The organism is Tenacibaculum aestuariivivum, from assembly GCF_964507685.1.
GTDB lineage: Bacteria > Bacteroidota > Bacteroidia > Flavobacteriales > Flavobacteriaceae > Polaribacter > Polaribacter aestuariivivum.
The window spans coordinates 2,541,440-2,559,281 of the sequence record NZ_OZ208414.1; the positions used below are offsets into that span (position 1 = coordinate 2,541,440).

15 protein-coding genes are annotated in these 17,842 nt (G+C 30.2%); 12 read left to right on the plus strand and 3 right to left on the minus strand.

Annotation, left to right across the window (positions count from 1 at the left end; all coding sequences use genetic code 11):
* Positions 1–19: 19 nt before the first annotated feature.
* A complete protein-coding gene (metF, locus tag ACN5J4_RS11420) occupies positions 20–976 on the plus strand; it encodes a methylenetetrahydrofolate reductase [NAD(P)H] (protein WP_418650110.1) in 957 nt (318 codons plus the stop codon).
* A gap of 3 nt (positions 977–979) precedes the next feature.
* Here metF and ACN5J4_RS11425 read toward each other — a convergent pair whose 3' ends face one another.
* Positions 980–2,542: a hypothetical protein gene (locus ACN5J4_RS11425; RefSeq protein WP_418650111.1), complete on the minus strand. Its 1,563-nt coding sequence runs from the start codon at positions 2,540–2,542 to the stop codon at positions 980–982.
* Positions 2,543–2,674: 132 nt separating this feature from the next.
* On the opposite strand from ACN5J4_RS11425, the gene ACN5J4_RS11430 reads away from it, so the two are divergent.
* The 9 genes from ACN5J4_RS11430 (at position 2,675) to ilvA (ending at position 14,504) form a co-directional block, all read left to right on the plus strand.
* Positions 2,675–3,850: a 2-isopropylmalate synthase gene (locus ACN5J4_RS11430; RefSeq protein ID WP_418650112.1), complete on the plus strand. Its 1,176-nt coding sequence runs from the start codon at positions 2,675–2,677 to the stop codon at positions 3,848–3,850.
* Complete coding sequence (leuC, locus tag ACN5J4_RS11435) at positions 3,850–5,232, plus strand: 3-isopropylmalate dehydratase large subunit (RefSeq protein WP_418650113.1); 1,383 nt, start codon at positions 3,850–3,852, stop codon at positions 5,230–5,232. Before ACN5J4_RS11430 ends, leuC begins: the two co-directional genes overlap by 1 nt.
* Before the next feature lies 1 nt (position 5,233).
* Entirely contained in the window at positions 5,234–5,812 is a 579-nt protein-coding gene (gene leuD / locus ACN5J4_RS11440) for a 3-isopropylmalate dehydratase small subunit (protein WP_418650114.1), read from the plus strand.
* 10 nt (positions 5,813–5,822) lie between these two features.
* Positions 5,823–6,938, plus strand: coding sequence for a 3-isopropylmalate dehydrogenase (gene leuB, locus ACN5J4_RS11445; protein WP_418650115.1), 1,116 nt, complete (start codon positions 5,823–5,825; stop codon positions 6,936–6,938).
* Between the two features lie 836 nt (positions 6,939–7,774).
* Positions 7,775–9,454 carry a dihydroxy-acid dehydratase gene (ilvD, locus tag ACN5J4_RS11450; RefSeq protein WP_418650116.1) on the plus strand — a complete coding sequence of 560 codons (1,680 nt, stop codon included), beginning with the start codon at positions 7,775–7,777 and terminating at the stop codon, positions 9,452–9,454.
* 10 nt (positions 9,455–9,464) lie between these two features.
* A complete protein-coding gene (gene ilvB / locus ACN5J4_RS11455) occupies positions 9,465–11,198 on the plus strand; it encodes a biosynthetic-type acetolactate synthase large subunit (RefSeq protein WP_418650117.1) in 1,734 nt (577 codons plus the stop codon).
* A 3-nt stretch (positions 11,199–11,201) separates the two neighbouring features.
* Positions 11,202–11,726, plus strand: a complete 525-nt coding sequence (gene ilvN, locus ACN5J4_RS11460) for an acetolactate synthase small subunit (protein WP_418650118.1) — start codon at positions 11,202–11,204, stop codon at positions 11,724–11,726.
* A gap of 4 nt (positions 11,727–11,730) precedes the next feature.
* Positions 11,731–13,236, plus strand: a complete 1,506-nt coding sequence (gene ilvC / locus ACN5J4_RS11465; RefSeq protein WP_418650119.1) for a ketol-acid reductoisomerase — start codon at positions 11,731–11,733, stop codon at positions 13,234–13,236.
* Between the two features lie 5 nt (positions 13,237–13,241).
* A complete protein-coding gene (ilvA, locus tag ACN5J4_RS11470; protein ID WP_418650120.1) occupies positions 13,242–14,504 on the plus strand; it encodes a threonine ammonia-lyase IlvA in 1,263 nt (420 codons plus the stop codon).
* Here the strand turns inward: ilvA and ACN5J4_RS11475 are convergent.
* Both ACN5J4_RS11475 and ACN5J4_RS11480 read right to left on the minus strand, forming a co-directional pair.
* Positions 14,501–15,679 (minus strand): aspartate aminotransferase family protein, encoded by a 1,179-nt coding sequence (locus ACN5J4_RS11475; RefSeq protein ID WP_418650121.1) that lies wholly within the window; start codon positions 15,677–15,679, stop codon positions 14,501–14,503. The two genes, ilvA and ACN5J4_RS11475, sit on opposite strands and share 4 nt — an antisense overlap.
* A gap of 10 nt (positions 15,680–15,689) precedes the next feature.
* Positions 15,690–17,324, minus strand: a complete 1,635-nt coding sequence (locus tag ACN5J4_RS11480) for an OstA-like protein (RefSeq protein WP_418650122.1) — start codon at positions 17,322–17,324, stop codon at positions 15,690–15,692.
* A gap of 166 nt (positions 17,325–17,490) precedes the next feature.
* Between ACN5J4_RS11480 and ACN5J4_RS11485 the strand changes: the two genes are divergently transcribed.
* Entirely contained in the window at positions 17,491–17,661 is a 171-nt protein-coding gene (locus ACN5J4_RS11485) for a hypothetical protein (RefSeq protein WP_418650123.1), read from the plus strand.
* Positions 17,651–17,836, plus strand: a complete 186-nt coding sequence (locus ACN5J4_RS11490) for a hypothetical protein (RefSeq protein ID WP_418650124.1) — start codon at positions 17,651–17,653, stop codon at positions 17,834–17,836. The genes ACN5J4_RS11485 and ACN5J4_RS11490 overlap by 11 nt, the downstream gene beginning before the upstream one ends.
* Positions 17,837–17,842 lie beyond the last annotated feature (6 nt).

Consider the following 17,842-nt stretch of genomic DNA (forward strand, 5'->3'; position numbering starts at 1 on the left):
AAATTAAATTCATTAGCAAATGAAAGTAACAGAACATATTAAAAAAGCAAACGGAAAAACATTGTTTTCGTTTGAAATTATTCCGCCAAAAAAGGGAAATAATATTCAAGATTTATATAATAATATAGATCCGTTAATGGAATTTAAACCACCTTTTATAGATGTTACAACTTCAAGAGAAGAACATTTGTATATTGATAAAGGAAATGGTTTACTAGATCGAAAAATTACAAGAATGCGACCAGGAACGGTTGGTATTTGTGCAGCGATAAAGCATAAATATGATGTAGACACGGTTCCTCATGTTTTATGTGGAGGTTTTACCAAAGAAGAAACGGAGTATTTATTGGTAGATTGTCATTATTTAGGAATTGAAAATGTAATGGCTTTGCGTGGTGATACTATGAGTCATCAAAAATATTTTGAAGCAACTAAAGGTGGGCATCAATATGCAAAACAATTGGTAGATCAAATTCAAAATTTAAATAAAGGAAAGTATTTACATGATGTTATTGAGGCAAATCATAAAACCGATTTTTGTATTGGAGTAGCAGGTTATCCTGAAAAACATTTAGAATCTCCTTCTTTACAAACCGATTTAAAACGTTTAAAAGAAAAAGTTGATGCAGGGGCTGATTATGTGGTAACGCAAATGTTTTTTGATAATCAAAAATATTTCGAATTTGTAAAAGCAGCTAGAGAAATAGGCATTAATATTCCGATTATTCCTGGTATAAAACCTGTTGCTGTAAAACGTCATTTACAATTATTGCCACAGGTTTTTAAAATAGATTTACCGGAAGCTTTTATAAAATCAATAGATGATTGTAATAATAATAAAGATGTAAGACAGGTTGGTATTGAATGGTGTATTGAGCAATCTAAAGAATTGTTAAATGCAGGCGTACCATTGTTACATTATTATTCTATGGGTAAAAGTGATAATGTTAAAGCTATTGCTAAGGCATTATTTTAATAATTATCGTTTATTTTGAATAAGTTTATTTTTTATAATTTGTGCAACGGGTTTGTTTTCTATTTTAGATTCTAGCCATGAGAGAATATCTAAATATAAGAAAGCTCTTTTTTCGTAAGGATGATTTTCGTAAATTTTTAAACGATCATAAATTTTTTTAAATTCCTTTTTTATTTGATGAGGAAAAACGTCACCTAACGCTTTTATTGATGAAATGAATTCTTTTTGAACTTCTTGAAGGTTTTCCATTTTTAATAAAAAGCGATAGGTGTCTTTAAATTGTAATTCAAAATCATAATCTAATCCACATTCGTAATGTGCAATTAGGCTTAAAATTCGAGCAAAGCATTGTAGGTCTTCAGCAACATGAATTTTTTTAGATTTAATAATTTTATTTAAATAGTAAATACATTGCTTATTATTACCCATACCAAAGTATAAACTGGCTATTTTGTAATACATAACTACAATGTGATGATTGTCTAACCTATCTCTATAAGTATCAATTTTATTATTTATAGCTTCTACTAAATACTCGCCTTCAGCAAAACTACCTTCTAAAAAATGTAAGTGTAATTTATTTGCGTAATAATATTGAAAAATTAAAATTTCGGTATTACTATTTATAGGAATTAAATTATTTTCAATTTCTTTTTCAAAAAAAGTTAATTCTTTTTTAAATTTTGAGAAGTGTTTTATAAAAAATAAACTCTCTAATAAGTAATTTTTTCCTTTTAGATAAAAAACTGGGTGAATAGCAATATTTTTAATATCATTTTTAAATAAATTTACCCATTTATTAGCGTGTTTATAACTTTGAAGAAAGTCTTGTGTTAAAAAACTATGCCATAAATTAGCTTTATATAGCCATAATTTTTCTCTAAATCCTAAACTGTCATATTCATAACTTGGTAATTTAGACTCAAAATAAGAATTTACTTTTTTAAGTTCAACATCATTTCTTACATAACCAGTTTTTAATAAAGTGCCATATAATTGTAGTGATAAATTAGAAAGTTTACTTGCAATTACATTTTGTTGACTTAATTCTTTGGCTTGAATAGTTAATTCATCAGCTCTGGTACTAATGCTTCTAGTTATATATTGACTTTCAATAACTTTTTCTAATTCTACAATTTCATAAGCAATATTTTTTTCTTCATTATCAATAGCTGTATTTTTTGCTTTGTCAAGTAATTTTAAACTTTGTTTGTAAAGCCCTTTTTGATATAAAATGGTTGCAAAATCTAACAATTCTCTTATTTGGATTCTTATATTCTTGTGAGCAGGATTCATTCGTAAGCTAATTAATATTTGCTTATATAAATGAGCTTTTAAATTAGAAAGTTGTTGCTTACTAACAATACCACTTTTTATAATTATTTTTTCATCATATTTTTTTTGTTTATCTAAAAATTTAAAAAGTGAAAAAAACTTAGCATCATTATTACCATCTAAACGACCAACATAAAGATTAAACTGACGTTTTTCAGATTTAGATAAAGACTTTATTAAAACAAAAAGCGTATCGTTTTGTTGGTTGGATAGTGTACTGGTTTTATTCATAAAATACTGTTTTTTAGATATTTGAAGTTTTTTTTTTAGGCTTTAATATCGTAGGTAATGAGTTGGTGAGTAACTTATTAAAGAACCTAATATATACATTTGAATTTATTAAAGGTAAATAAAATAATAGAGATGCAAAACGATAAAGTCCAAATTTTTGATACAACACTTCGTGATGGAGAGCAAGTGCCTGGATGTAAGCTAGACACTACACAAAAACTAATTATTGCAGAAAGACTTGATTTTTTAGGCGTTGATGTTATAGAAGCAGGTTTTCCAGTTTCTAGCCCTGGAGATTTTGCTTCAGTAAATGAAATTGCAAAAATTGTTAAAAACGCAATAGTTTGTGGATTAACAAGAGCTGTGAAAAAAGATATTGAAGTTGCAGCAGAAGCTTTAAAGCATGCTGTTAGACCTCGAATTCATACAGGAATTGGTACTAGTGATTCTCATATAAGATATAAATTTAATTCATCTCAAGATGAGGTAATTAGAAGAGGTAAAGAAGCTGTTTCTTATGCTAAAAACTTTGTTGATGATGTTGAGTTTTACGCAGAAGATGCTGGTAGAACAGATAATGCTTTTTTAGCTAAAGTTTGTGAAGAGATGATAAAGTCAGGAGCAACAGTTTTAAATATACCAGATACAACAGGATATTGTTTACCTGATGAATATGGAGCTAAAATTAAGTATTTAAAAGAAAATGTAAAAGGAATTGAGAATGTAATTATATCTTGTCATTGTCATAATGATTTAGGAATGGCAACAGCAAATTCTATAGCAGGTGTAATTAATGGTGCAAGGCAAATAGAATGTACAATTAACGGAATAGGTGAACGTGCAGGAAATACAGCATTAGAAGAAGTTGTTATGGTGTTAAAACAGCATCCATATTTAAACTTACAAACCGATATTAATACTCAATTGTTATACGATACAAGTATGATGGTTCGTGAAAGTATGGGAATGCCTGTGCAACCTAATAAAGCAATTGTTGGGGCAAATGCATTTGCACATAGTTCTGGAATTCATCAAGATGGTGTTATCAAAAATCGTGAGACTTACGAGATAATGAATCCAGCAGATGTAGGTGTTACCGAAAGTGCAATCGTTTTAACTGCTAGAAGCGGTAGAGCTGCATTAGCTTATAGAGCTAAAAATATAGGTTATGAATTGACCAAAATACAATTAGACTCTGCATATCAACTATTTTTAAATGTAGCAGATAAGCAAAAAGAAGTAATTGATGAAGATCTTCATTTAATTATGGAAAAAGTAAATAAAATATCTAAAATAGCAATTTCGTAATGGGAAAAACATTATTTGATAAAGTATGGGATGCCCATGTGGTAGATTCTATTAAAAATGGTCCACAAGTTTTATATATAGACAAGCATTTAATTCATGAAGTTACAAGTCCACAGGCTTTTAATGAATTGAAAGAGCGTGGTATTTCAGTGGCACGTCCTGATAAAATAGTAGCCACTGCAGATCATAACACGCCAACGGTAAATCAACATTTACCTATTAAAGATGATTTATCTAGAAATCAATTAGAGCAATTAACAAAAAATTGTAAAGAAAATAATATTACATTATACGAATTAGGGCACGAAAATAACGGAATTGTACACGTTATAGCACCTGAATTAGGAATTACGCAACCAGGTATGACTATGGTTTGTGGAGATTCTCACACATCAACTCACGGAGCTTTTGGAACAATCGCTTTTGGTATTGGTACAAGTCAGGTAGCACAAGTATTTGCAAGTCAATGTTTATTGCTTCAGAAACCTAAAAGTTTACGAGTTACTGTAAACGGAAAATTAAGAAAAGGCGTTTTATCAAAAGATGTTATACTTTATATTATAGCTCAATTAGGAACAAATTCAGGTACAGGTTATTTTTGCGAATATGCAGGAAATGTATTTGAAGAAATGTCTATGGAAGGTCGTATGACAGTTTGTAACATGAGTATTGAAATGGGAGCAAGAGGAGGAATGATTGCTCCAGATCAAACTACTTTTGATTATGTGCAAGGAAAAGAATTTGCTCCAAAAGGAACTGATTTTGATAAGAAAGTAGCTTACTGGAAAACATTACCAACAGATGCTGATGCTACCTTTGATCAGGAATATACTTTCAATGCAGAAGATATTGAACCGATGCTTACTTTTGGAACAAATCCTGGAATGGGAATAAAAATTTCCGAAAATATTCCGGAGGATAATGACGTTTCTTTAGAAAAGTCTTTATCTTATATGAACTTTCAAAAAGGAGAGAGTTTAATTGATAAGGAAATAAACTATGTGTTTATAGGAAGTTGTACAAATTCTAGAATTGAAGATTTTAGAGAGGTAGCAAATTATGTAAAAGGAAAACAGAAAGCACAAAATGTAAATGCGTGGTTAGTTCCAGGGTCTCAAAAAGTTGCAAAACAAATTGAGGAAGAAGGATTAAAAACAATTTTTGAAGCAGCAGGTTTTGAATTACGTCAACCAGGTTGTTCTGCTTGTTTGGCTATGAATGATGATAAGATACCGGCAGGAGAATATTGTGTATCTACCTCTAATAGAAATTTTGAAGGACGCCAAGGGCAAGGTTCTAGAACTATTTTAGCAAGTCCGTTAATGGCAGCAGCAGTAGCAGTAGAAGGAAAAATTATAGATATCACAAAACAGTTAAATTAAGATGGAAAAGTTTGTAAAATTAATTGACACCGCTGTTCCGTTAACAACGGAAAATGTTGATACAGATCAGATTATACCTGCACGTTTTTTAAAAGCAACGGATAAAAAAGGTTTTGGGGGTAATGTTTTTAGAGATTGGCGTTTTAATAAAGATGGAAGTGTAAATGAAGATTTTGTTTTAAATAATAAAAATTTTAAAGGAAGTATCTTAATTGCTGGAGATAACTTTGGGTGTGGTTCTAGTAGAGAACACGCAGCTTGGGCTTTAGCAGGTTATGGCTTTAAAGTAGTTGTAAGTAGTTTTTTTGCGGATATTTTTAAAGGAAATGCACTTAATAATGGTATTTTACCAATACAAGTATCTGAAGAATATTTAAAAGAATTATTAAATAAAATAACTGAAGAGCCAGGTACGCTTGTTACTGTTGATTTAGAGAATCAAGAAATTATAACACCTGTAGGTACTAGTAGTTTTGATATCAATCCATATAAAAAATTATGTATGATTAATGGCTATGATGATATTGACTTTTTAGTAAGTAAAAAAGAAAAAATAGAAGCTTTTGAAGCTTCGTTATAAAACATAAAAAATGAAATTTAATATAGCTGTAATTCCAGGAGACGGTATAGGACCAGAAGTAACTGCTCAAGCTCAAAAAGTTTTAAAAGCAGTATCAAATGTATATGATCATACATTTATTTTTAACGAAGCGTTAATGGGCGCTTGTGCTATAGATAAAACAGGTAATCCGTTGCCAGATGAAACTATAGCTTTGTGTAAAAAAAGCGATGCTATTTTATTTGGAGCTATTGGTGACCCTAAATATGATAATGATCCAACAGCTAAGGTGCGTCCAGAACAAGGCTTGTTAAGGTTAAGAAAAGAATTAGGCTTGTTTTGTAATGAACGACCTGTGAAAGCTTATGAGCAGTTAATAGATAATTCTCCATTAAAAAAAGAAATTATTCAAGGAACTGACATTACTATTTATAGAGAGTTAACTGGTGGTATTTACTTCGGAACTAAAGAACTTAGTGAAGATAAGCAAGTTGCTTCAGATGGTTGTGCTTATTCTGTAATGGAAATAGAACGAATTGCGCATTTAGCTTTTAAAGCGGCTCAAAATAGAAGAAAAAAATTAACATTAGTTGATAAGGCAAATGTGTTAGAAACTTCAAGATTGTGGCGTAAAACAGTAACTGCTTTAGCAAAACAATATCCTGATGTAGCGCTTGATTTTATTTTTGTTGATAACGCAGCGATGCAATTAATTTTAAATCCAAAGCAGTTTGATGTAATTTTAACTGAAAACTTATTTGGAGATATATTGTCTGATGAAGCAAGTGTTATAGGTGGGTCTATAGGTTTATTAGCATCTTCATCTGTGGGGAAAGAAAATGCATTATTTGAACCTATTCACGGATCATTTCCTCAAGCAAAAGGAAAAGATATAGCAAATCCATTAGCATCTATTTTATCAGCGGCAATGTTATTAAAGCATTTAGGTTTACATGAAGAAGGAAACGTTATAGAAACAGCTGTTGAAAAATCTTTAGAATTAGGTATAACAACAGAAGATATTCGTTCTGATAAAAACTTTGGAACAAGTAAAGTTGGAGATTTTATTGCAGATTATATTTATAATCAAGAAGATAGTAATATTAATTTTCAAAATATACATACCGGACAAAGCACAATTATATAATAAAGTTAAAAAAATACTCATATTTGCAGTATAAAATGAAAAAACAAATTTTAAATATTATTTCTATTATAGTTATTGTCATTATAATACAATAATATGGAAGTGTGTTTTATCATTTTATAAAAAGAGCTTCCTAAATTTAGGAAGCTTTTTTTATAAAAATAGCCTTGTTTAGTATGTTTTTATATTGTTGATTTTTAAAAAAAAGCTATTTGAATTATTATAATAGTTGTAATTAAAGGTATACGTTTAACGTATGTCAAAAAATAAGGTGATATTAGTGTTTAAACTACGAATATCGTAAAAATTAGTATTGTATTTTTTGTTTAAAATATTTCATTTTAGTTAGGATAATTTAATAAAAAACACTCATATTTGCAGTATAAAATGAAAAAACAAATTTTAAATATTATTTCTATTATGGTCATTGTGGTTATTTCACAACGATAGGGAGTATATATTTTATAATTATAAATTTTAAAAGCTTCCTATTTTTTTAGGGAGCTTTTTTGTTGTAAAAAAAGGAGCTTTAAAAAACAAGAATTATAAATTGTTTAAATTAATAAGGTATATTGAATGTTATATAATATATGTGTTAAGTATTTGTTTTTTAGTTTGTTAGTGTGTTATTTAACTTGTTAGATATCATCAAATTTAATAAAAAGCAAAAAAAATATTAAGAGAATAAAATAATTTTGAATAATCAAATTGTAAGACTATTTACAAATAGCTTATTAAAATAATAAATAACTGTTTTAGTTTTTATGAGAATATTTATTATTAATTGAAATTATATAAAAATAGTAGGATTACGATAAAAAGAAAAGAAAGTTAAAATGAAATTAAACAAACACAGTAGTAGGTTAACACAAGATGAGTCTCAACCAGCATCACAAGCAATGTTGTATGCCGTCGGTTTAACAGATGAAGATATGAGCAAAGCCCAAGTTGGTATTGCAAGTACAGGTTACGATGGAAACCCGTGTAACATGCATTTAAATAATTTGGCTGCAGAAGTAAAAATTGAAACAAAAATTGCTGGTTTAGTTGGTTTAGGTTTTAATACAATTGGTGTTTCTGATGGTATTTCTATGGGAACATCAGGTATGAATTACTCTTTAGCATCTAGAGATATTATTGCTGATTCAATAGAAACAGTAATGAATGCACAAAGTTATGATGCATTAGTATCAGTAGTTGGTTGTGATAAAAATATGCCAGGAGCAGTAATAGCAATGTTACGTTTAAATCGTCCATCTATTATGATGTATGGAGGAACAATTGCTTCAGGAAATTACAAAGGAAAAAAATTAAATATCGTTTCGGCATTTGAGGCTTTAGGTCAGAAAGTAGCAGGAGAGATAGAAGAAGAAGAATATAGAGAGATTATAAAAAGAGCAATTCCTGGTGCAGGTGCATGTGGTGGTATGTATACCGCAAACACAATGGCTTCTGCAATAGAATGTATGGGGTTTGCATTACCTTATAATTCATCAATACCAGCTGAAAATCCTAATAAATTATCAGAAGCAGAAAGAACTGCTTTAGCTATTAAAAATTTATTAGAGTTAGATTTAAAGCCATTAGATATTATCTCTAAAAAATCGTTAGAAAATGCTATGGCAATAGTTAATGCTTTAGGAGGGTCTACAAATGCGGTACTGCACTTTTTAGCAATTGCACACGCTGCTGATATTGATTTTACTTTAGATGATATTCAAAAAGTAACTGATAGAACTCCATTAATTGCTGATTTAAAACCATCAGGAAAATACTTAATGGAAGATGTTCACTCGGTAGGAGGAACACCTGCTGTTATGAAGTATTTATTAGATAATGGATATTTACATGGTGATTGTTTAACTGTTACTGGAAAAACACTAGCTGAGAATTTAGCAAATGTAGAAGCAATGGAGTTTGAAAAGCAAGATGTTATTCATCCTACAGATAAAGCTTTAAAATCATCTGGAAATATTCAAATAATTTATGGAAACTTAGCTACAGAAGGAGCTGTTGCTAAAATTTCAGGAAATGAAGGATTGCTTTTTGAAGGGAAAGCAGTTGTTTATGATGGAGAACAAGCAGCAAATACAGGTATCTCTAACGGAGAAGTTGAACGAGGAGATGTTGTAGTTATTAGATATGTTGGTCCAAAAGGAGGTCCAGGAATGCCAGAAATGTTAAAGCCAACTTCGCTAATTATGGGAGCAGGTTTAGGAAAATCGGTAGCATTAATTACTGATGGTCGTTTTTCAGGAGGTACTCATGGTTTTGTGGTAGGACACATTACACCTGAAGCACAATCAGGAGGAACAATAGGTTTACTAAAAACAGGAGATAAAATTAGAATTAGTGCTGAAGAGAACTCTATAAATGTATTACTATCTGATGAAGAATTAGCAGACAGAAGAGCAAAATGGGTAGCACCAGCATTAAAGCATAAAAAAGGAATATTATATAAGTATGCAAAATCAGTAGCATCGGCGTCTAAAGGATGTATAACTGATGAGTTTTAATACCAAAATTATGAGTACAAAAATACAAACACAGTCTAAAATAGCTTCTAAACAAAAATTGCATATTTCAGGTGCAGAAGCAGTTGTAAAATGCTTACTAGAAGAAGGAGCAGATTTAATTTACGGATATCCTGGTGGTGCAATTATGCCAGTTTATGATGAATTATATAAATATGAGGGTAAAATAAAGCATATATTAACACGCCATGAGCAAGGAGCAACACATGCGGCACAAGGCTTTGCTAGAGCAACAGGTAAGGTAGGGGTTGCGCTTGCAACTTCAGGTCCAGGAGCTACTAATTTAATAACAGGTATTGCCGATGCACAAATAGATTCTACGCCAATGGTTTGTGTAACAGGTCAAGTAGCATCACATTTATTAGGTTCAGATGCTTTTCAAGAAACGGATATTGTAGGTATTTCTACCCCTGTAACTAAATGGAATTATCAAATTACAAGAGCATCAGAAATTCCTGAAGTTTTTGCAAAAGCATTTTATATTGCAAGATCAGGACGACCAGGGCCTGTTTTAATTGATATCACTAAAGATGCTCAGTTTGAAACCTTTGATTTTGAATATAAAAAATGTACCTCAATACGTAGTTATAAAGCAAAACCAGATGTTGTTTTAAGCCAAGTTCAGACTGCTGCGGAGCTAATCAATAAGTCTAAAAAACCTTTAGTTGTTTTTGGACAAGGTGTTATTTTAGGAGAAGCTGAACAAGAGTTTAAGGCTTTTATTGAAAAAGCTGCAATTCCTTCAGCTTGGACTATTTTAGGTTTATCAGCATTACCTACTGAACATCAATTAAATGTAGGTATGGTTGGAATGCATGGTAATTATGCGCCCAATGTATTAACTAATGAGTGTGATTTATTGATTGCCGTAGGAATGCGTTTTGATGACCGTGTAACTGGTGATTTAAGTAGATATGCAAAGCAAGCAAAGGTTATTCATTTTGAAATTGACCCTGCAGAGATTGATAAGAATGTAAAAGCTGATGTTGCTGTTTTAGGTGATGTAAAAGAAAGTTTAGGACAAATATTACCCCTAATCAATCAAAATAAGCATGATGAATGGTTAGAAGAGTTTACGAAGTTAGAAGCTATTGAGTTTGAAAAAGTAAAGAAAGATGATTTGTACCCAACTAAAGATGGTTTGACCATGGCAGAGGTTTTAAAGGAAATAAATATAGCTTCGGGTGGAGATGCTATTATTGTTTCAGATGTAGGGCAACATCAAATGTTTACTTGTCGTTATGCTAAATTTAATAAAACTAAAAGTAATATAACATCTGGTGGTTTAGGTACAATGGGGTTTGCTTTACCCGCAGCAATTGGAGCTAAAATGGGAGCGCCAGAAAGAGAAGTTGTAATGATTGCTGGTGATGGTGGTTTTCAAATGACAATTCAAGAATTAGGAACTATTTTACAGAATAAAACAGCTGTAAAAATAGTAGTACTTAATAATGAATTCTTAGGAATGGTACGCCAATGGCAACAACTATTTTTTGATAAAAGATATGCGTCAACAGAAATGACAAATCCAGATTTTGTAGCAATTGCAAAGGGGTACAGTATAGATGCTAAAAGAGTTACGAAAAGAGAAGATTTAGCAGGTACCGTTAAAGAAATGATGGATTCTAAAGATGCTTATTTTTTAGAAGTATGTATAGAAAAAGAAAATAACGTGTTTCCTATGATAGAAACAGGAGCATCAGTTTCAGATATAAGATTATCGTAAATTATGAAGAATAAACAAACATATACCGTTTCTGTTTATACAGAAAATAATGTAGGATTGTTGAATAGAATATCAGGAATCTTTTTAAGAAGAAATATAAATATTGAGAGCATGAATATTTCTAAATCAGAAATAAAAAGTGTTTCAAGATTTACTTTACTAGTCAAGGTAACCGAAGAACAAATTAAAAAAATTATAGGACAAATAGAAAAGCAGGTAGAGGTTATTAAAGCGTATTATCATACTGATGAAAATACAATATATCAAGAGTCATGCTTGTTTAAATTGAGTTCTAAGTCGTTAATAGAAAATGACGAAATTCAAACTATCATTAATAGTAGCAAGTCTAGAGTTATCAATATAAATAAAGATTTTTTTGTACTTGAAAAGTCAGGAACAAAAGAAGAAATTGAAGAACTATATCATACATTAGATAAACATGGTATTATGCAATTTGTTCGCTCAGGAAGAATTGCAATTACTACAGATGAAATGAAAATATCAACATTATTATCAACAAACAACTAAAATCATGGCAACAAATTATTTCAACACATTATCATTAGCAGAAAAGTTAGAACAACTAGCAAAATGTAGGTTTATGGATGCTTCAGAATTTTCTGAAGGAGTTAGCGCTTTAAAAGGTAAAAAAGTAGTTATTATAGGTTGTGGAGCTCAAGGTTTAAATCAAGGTTTAAACATGAGAGATTCAGGTTTAGATGTTTCTTATGCTTTACGAGGTGCCGCAATTGAAGAAAAAAGAGCTTCATTTAAAAATGCAACAGAAAATAATTTTAATGTAGATACTTTTGAAGCGTTAATTCCTACTGCAGATTTAGTATTAAACTTAACACCAGATAAACAGCATACACGAGTTGTAAATACGGTAATGCCTTTAATGAAAAAAGGAGCTACATTATCTTATTCCCATGGTTTTAATATCGTAGAAGAAGGAATGCAAATTCGTGAAGACTTAACCGTTATTATGGTTGCGCCAAAATGTCCTGGTACAGAGGTTAGAGAAGAATATAAAAGAGGTTTTGGTGTACCAACTTTAATAGCAGTACACCCTGAAAATGATCCTGAAAATAAAGGATGGGCACAAGCAAAAGCATATGCCGTTGCTACAGGTGGTCATAAAGCAGGAGTATTAGAATCATCTTTCGTTGCTGAGGTTAAATCTGACTTAATGGGAGAACAAACTATTTTATGTGGTGTGTTACAAACAGCTTCTATTTTATCATTTGAAAGAATGGTTCAAGAAGGAATTGAGCCTATGTATGCATCTAAATTAATCCAATACGGTTGGGAAGTTATTACTGAAGCTTTAAAGCATGGAGGAATAACAAACATGATGGACCGTTTATCAAACCCTGCAAAAATTAAAGCTTTTGAAATTTCAGAAGAATTAAAAGTAATAATGAAGCCTTTGTTTGTAAAACATATGGATGATATTATGTCTGGTCATTTTTCTAAAACAATGATGGAAGATTGGGCTAATGACGATATTAATTTATTATCATGGAGAGCAGCTACAGGTGAAACTTCTTTTGAAAAAACACCTGCTACTGAAGTAGAAATTAGTGAACAAGAATATTTTGATCATGGTATATTAATGGTTGCTTTTGTAAGAGCAGGTGTAGAATTAGCTTATGATAACATGGTAGCATCAGGTATCAAGGCTGAGTCAGCTTATTATGAATCATTACATGAATTACCATTAATTGCTAACACGGTAGCAAGAAAGAAATTATTTGAAATGAACCGTATTATTTCTGATACAGCTGAATACGGATGTTACTTATTTGACCATGCAGCTAAACCAATGTTAGTAGACTTTATGAAAAAAGTTGATACTTCTATTATCGGTAAAGCTTTTGGTACAGGATCTAACGAAGTAGATAATTTAGAATTAATAGCTGTAAATAATGCTATTCAAAATCACCCAATTGAAGCTATTGGTAAAACATTAAGAACTTCAATGACGGCAATGAAAGTAATAGTACAAGAAGAAAAAGAAGAAGTAGTTTTTTATTAAAAAATATGCAAATAAACACTAAGTATTCACCAACTATTAAATCAGTAAAGGAGGCTGTAGCTACATTGAAAGATGTAGCTATAGAAACCCCTTTACTAAAAAATTATATTTATTCAGAAAAGTTTAAAGCAAACATCTTCTTAAAAAGAGAAGATTTACAACAGGTTAGGTCTTATAAAATTAGAGGAGCTTACAATAAAATCAGCTCGATAACTCAAGAAGAACGAGTAAACGGAATTGTTTGTGCAAGTGCAGGAAATCATGCACAAGGCGTTGCTTTTGCCTGTAAAAAGCTTCAAATTCATGGAACTATTGTAATGCCTGCACCCACGCCAAAACAAAAAGTAGAACAAGTTAAAATGTTTGGTGGAAATTATGTAGATATTCAATTATCGGGGGATACTTTTGATGACGCTTATAAATATGCAAAAAACGTATGCGATACCTTAGGTAAAACATTTGTACATCCGTTTGATGATCAAAAAATAATTGAAGGACAGGCAACCGTTGGTTTAGAAATTATCGAGCAATCTAAAGAAATTATTGATTACGTATTTGTTCCCGTAGGTGGTGGAGGCTTGGCTTCTGGTGTATCTAGTATTTTTAAATTATTATCTCCAACAACTAAAGTAATAGGGGTGGAGCCAGCAGGTGCTGCATCTATGAAAACATCTATCCTAGCAAATAAAAATGTAAAATTAGATAAAATAGATAAGTTTATTGACGGTGCTGCAGTGCAACAAGTAGGAAATTTAACGTTTCATATTTGTAAAGAAAATTTACATGATATGATTACGGTTCCTGAGGGTAAAGTGTGCCAAACAATTTTAGATTTATATAATAGAGAAGCGATTGTGGTTGAGCCAGCAGGGGCTTTAACAATAACTGCTTTAGATTTTTTTGCTAAAGAAATTAAAGGTAAAAATGTTGTTTGTGTTATAAGTGGTAGTAACAATGATATTGCAAGAACTGCTGAAATTAAAGAACGGGCATTATTGTATAGTCAATTAAAACATTATTTTATTATTCGTTTTCCACAACGAGCGGGAGCTTTAAAAGAATTTGTTATAGATGTTTTAGGTGAAAATGATGATATTACTTATTTTGAATATTCTAAAAAAACAAGTAAAGAAAATGCACCAGCAGTAGTTGGAATAGAATTAGAGAAACAAGAGGATTTAGCACCTTTAGTAGCAAGAATGAAAGCACTTAATTTTTATGGTGAATATTTAAATGATAAACCTAATTTATTTGAATTTTTAATTTAAATACTATTAAGTTCATTTATAAGAATAGCACATCCTTCATTAATTTCTTCATCTGAAATTGTTAATGGAGGTGTGATTCTTATAGCACTCCCTTCAAAAAGTAACCAAAATAAAATCAATCCTTTATCTAAGCAATTTAGAATTATTTTTGAAGCTATTTCAGGCGATTCAACTATTAAAGCAAGCATTAAGCCTCTTCCACGTATTTCTTTAATACATTTCTGATTTTTAAAATTATTTCTTATAAGTATTTCTTTTCTTAAAGTTTCTTCAATAATATTTGTTGTTTTTATTTCTGTAACAGTAGCTAATCCTGCACTAGCAATTATAGGATGTCCTCCAAAAGTAGTAATATGGCCTAATTTAGGGTTTTCTTTTAAACAACTCATTACATCAAAAGAAGCAATAAAGGCACCAATAGGCATTCCTCCGCCTAGTCCCTTGCCTGTTATAATAATATCAGGAATAACACTATAATTTTCAAAACCCCAAAATTTTCCAGTGCGACCAATACCTGTTTGAATTTCATCTAAAATAAGCAAAGCACCAACCTCTTTACAGCGTTTTTTTACTTTTAATAAATATTCATTTTTAGGCTCAATAAAACCAGCACCGCCTTGAATGGTTTCTAAAATAACACCAGCCGTTTTTGTAGTAATTTTAGCTAAATCAATTTCATTATTAAATTCAATAAATTTAATTCCAGGAACTAAAGGACGAAAAGCACGGTTTTGTTGCTCTGCACCACAAACACTCATAGCTCCTTGTGTATTACCGTGATAACCTTTTTTTGCAGCAATAATTTCAGCTCTACCTGTAAAGCGTTTTACAAGTTTTAAAGCACCTTCAGTAGCCTCAGTACCTGAGTTAACCAAATAAACTGATGATAAATTTCTAGGTAATGTATTTGCCAAGGCTTTACATAGTTCTAATTGAGGCTGTTGAATAAACTCACCATACACCATAACATGCGTATAATTGTTTAACTGTTTTTTTATGGCATTAGTAACTTTTGGGTGATTGTGACCTAAGCTGTTTGCAGAAACTCCAGCTACAAAATCTAGCATTTTTTTGCCATTACTATCGTAAATATAACTTCCTTTAGCATGAGAAATTTCAATAGCCAATGGATGTGGCGTTGTTTGTCCTTGATATTTTAAGAAATCATTTATCATTTTTATGTGGCTATTTAACTTCTTTTAAATACTTTTTTTTAGCTTTTTTTACGGCAAGATCGTTTTTTTTGATGTTAAAAATAGCTCTATTACTATCTTTTTTTGTGTCTTTGCTTGTATTTGTATCTTTTTTGAAAATATCATGAATATTTAAAGGTTGTTCATCGCTACGCCAAATAAAACCTTTAAATTTTTTTTCTTCGGATGGAAATTTAGACGGCGGAAATGTTTTTCCTTCTGATAATTTAAAATATTTTGTTTCCCTAATTTCATTTTCAGCAAAGGTAAATTCAATATCGCTGGCAATTTCTTTGGTAACAGTTTCTAACTTTTTGGTGCTTTCATTTCGGTTATAATATAACGATTCGGCATTTCCTTTTACAAGCATAGTTTTTAGCTTGTTTTTTTCAAATTTACCATAAATGTTTCGTCCTTTTATTTGATTAAAATTATTTTCAGATAATGAATCTTTTTGAATCATAAAACCATTTTGTAGTACTTTTAAAGAATCTAATTTATTGGTAATGGTATTGGTTTTTAACTGAATACTATCACCTGTAATTTGATTTTTTCCTGACCATAAAATAGGGTTTTTAAACATTCTGGTAAGCCCTGAAACTTGGCTTGTATGAATAGAATCACATTTTCCTTGCAAGTCTGATTTGAAAATTTTCACATTGTTAAAAACTCTAATAATTCTGTTATTTGTTTTACCTGTTAATAAAATTTTATCACCTGCAACATACATCGAATCTTTATCAATAGCAGTAATGGCAACGGCTTTATCAATAATAAATAGCGAATCTTTTTTTTCATATAATTCAGCATAATTACCTTTAGTAACCATTTTTTGAATGGTATCAATTACTTTAATATTGTTACTAGCAGAAGCAAAACCTTTGTCTTTATCATAGTATAAACTATCAGCTAATACGGTTCGTTTTTTTAAAAAAAGTTTAGCATTTTTAACAAAGTAAGATACATTTGTATTAGTATTATAAAAACCTCGTTCACAATAAACTTGAGTACTATCTTTTAAATTAGTAATAGTACTTGGACCATATAAATAGGCAATGTTTGAGTTTGTGTAATAATCTAAATGGTCAGACTCTAAATTGTTTTGAGGGTTAACAACGGTTACTTTTGATTTAGCGGTAAATTTTTTATCTTTTAAAAAATACGTACCGCTGATACTTTTTAAGGTGTTTTTTTTATCTCGAATAATACCTCCGTTTGGGTAATATAAAAGTTGTTTTTTACGATCAAAATGAAGTGTGTCGGTACTTAATTTTATTTCTTTATCATTTATTTCTACATTTCCCCAAGAGGTAGCTTTTTTTAAATTTCCGTTATAAATAGCAAAATCACTGTATTGAATAATACTATCTCCTTGCTCAATAACCACCTCTCCAATAGCTTTAAAAATATTATCTTTTTTATAAAGTAATGCCCTTTGGCAATCTAAAGTAGCTCCTTCGTGCTTCATTCTAACTTTTCCAATAAGTATAGTAGCGCCAGGGTATTTTTCTTCATCAGCAGTACTTATTTGGGTAGAAAGTATTTTAATTTTTTTTGCTTGTGAAAAAGAGTCAATTGAAAATCCAATTGAACATAATAGAAAATTTAAAAGAAATATTTTATTCAAAGTGACAATTTTTAAGTTACAAAAATAATGAAAAGATTGGGTGCTATTTCTTAATAAATCAATAAAATTATTATAAGAAAAACAAAGGAGGTTCTTTTTAAGGGGTAATTTAGCATAAATAATATAAAATATACACCTATGAGTGTTTGTTTTATCTATAGAAGAAATGAAGTCTTATTGTTATAATATTGTAGATCTAATAGCAGAACATTGTGATACTTTAGAAGATAAAAAACCAATAAATTCTGCTACTCATAAACAAATGGATTATTTATTTTTACAAGAAGCATCTGATAAAGGAATGAATGCAAATGATGTGTTAGATTTTGATAAATAATGTAATTCCTAATAGCACTGTTGTTTCATATCCTAAATCATATTCTTTTATGCCAGGATTGAGTAACTTTATTAGCACTATGGCAGATAGTTTAGCTACAGGTTTTAATATATTTTCAGGAGGATGGACAATTTCTCTAGCTGCAGCTGAGTTAGAAATTGTAATGATGGACTAGTTATTA

What these genes read in the sequence shown, in the direction of transcription:
- ACN5J4_RS11425 (WP_418650111.1), bottom strand. Translation starts at nt 2,542, where the DNA reads ATGAATAAAACCAGTACACTATCCAACCAACAAAACGATACGCTTTTT.
- ACN5J4_RS11475 (WP_418650121.1), bottom strand. Translation starts at nt 15,679, where the DNA reads ATGATAAATGATTTCTTAAAATATCAAGGACAAACAACGCCACATCCA.
- ilvA (WP_418650120.1), top strand. Translation starts at nt 13,242, where the DNA reads ATGCAAATAAACACTAAGTATTCACCAACTATTAAATCAGTAAAGGAG.
- ilvD (WP_418650116.1), top strand. Translation starts at nt 7,775, where the DNA reads ATGAAATTAAACAAACACAGTAGTAGGTTAACACAAGATGAGTCTCAA.
- ilvB (WP_418650117.1), top strand. Translation starts at nt 9,465, where the DNA reads ATGAGTACAAAAATACAAACACAGTCTAAAATAGCTTCTAAACAAAAA.
- ilvN (WP_418650118.1), top strand. Translation starts at nt 11,202, where the DNA reads ATGAAGAATAAACAAACATATACCGTTTCTGTTTATACAGAAAATAAT.
- ilvC (WP_418650119.1), top strand. Translation starts at nt 11,731, where the DNA reads ATGGCAACAAATTATTTCAACACATTATCATTAGCAGAAAAGTTAGAA.
- leuC (WP_418650113.1), top strand. Translation starts at nt 3,850, where the DNA reads ATGGGAAAAACATTATTTGATAAAGTATGGGATGCCCATGTGGTAGAT.
- ACN5J4_RS11485 (WP_418650123.1), top strand. Translation starts at nt 17,491, where the DNA reads ATGAAGTCTTATTGTTATAATATTGTAGATCTAATAGCAGAACATTGT.
- ACN5J4_RS11430 (WP_418650112.1), top strand. Translation starts at nt 2,675, where the DNA reads ATGCAAAACGATAAAGTCCAAATTTTTGATACAACACTTCGTGATGGA.
- leuB (WP_418650115.1), top strand. Translation starts at nt 5,823, where the DNA reads ATGAAATTTAATATAGCTGTAATTCCAGGAGACGGTATAGGACCAGAA.
- metF (WP_418650110.1), top strand. Translation starts at nt 20, where the DNA reads ATGAAAGTAACAGAACATATTAAAAAAGCAAACGGAAAAACATTGTTT.
- leuD (WP_418650114.1), top strand. Translation starts at nt 5,234, where the DNA reads ATGGAAAAGTTTGTAAAATTAATTGACACCGCTGTTCCGTTAACAACG.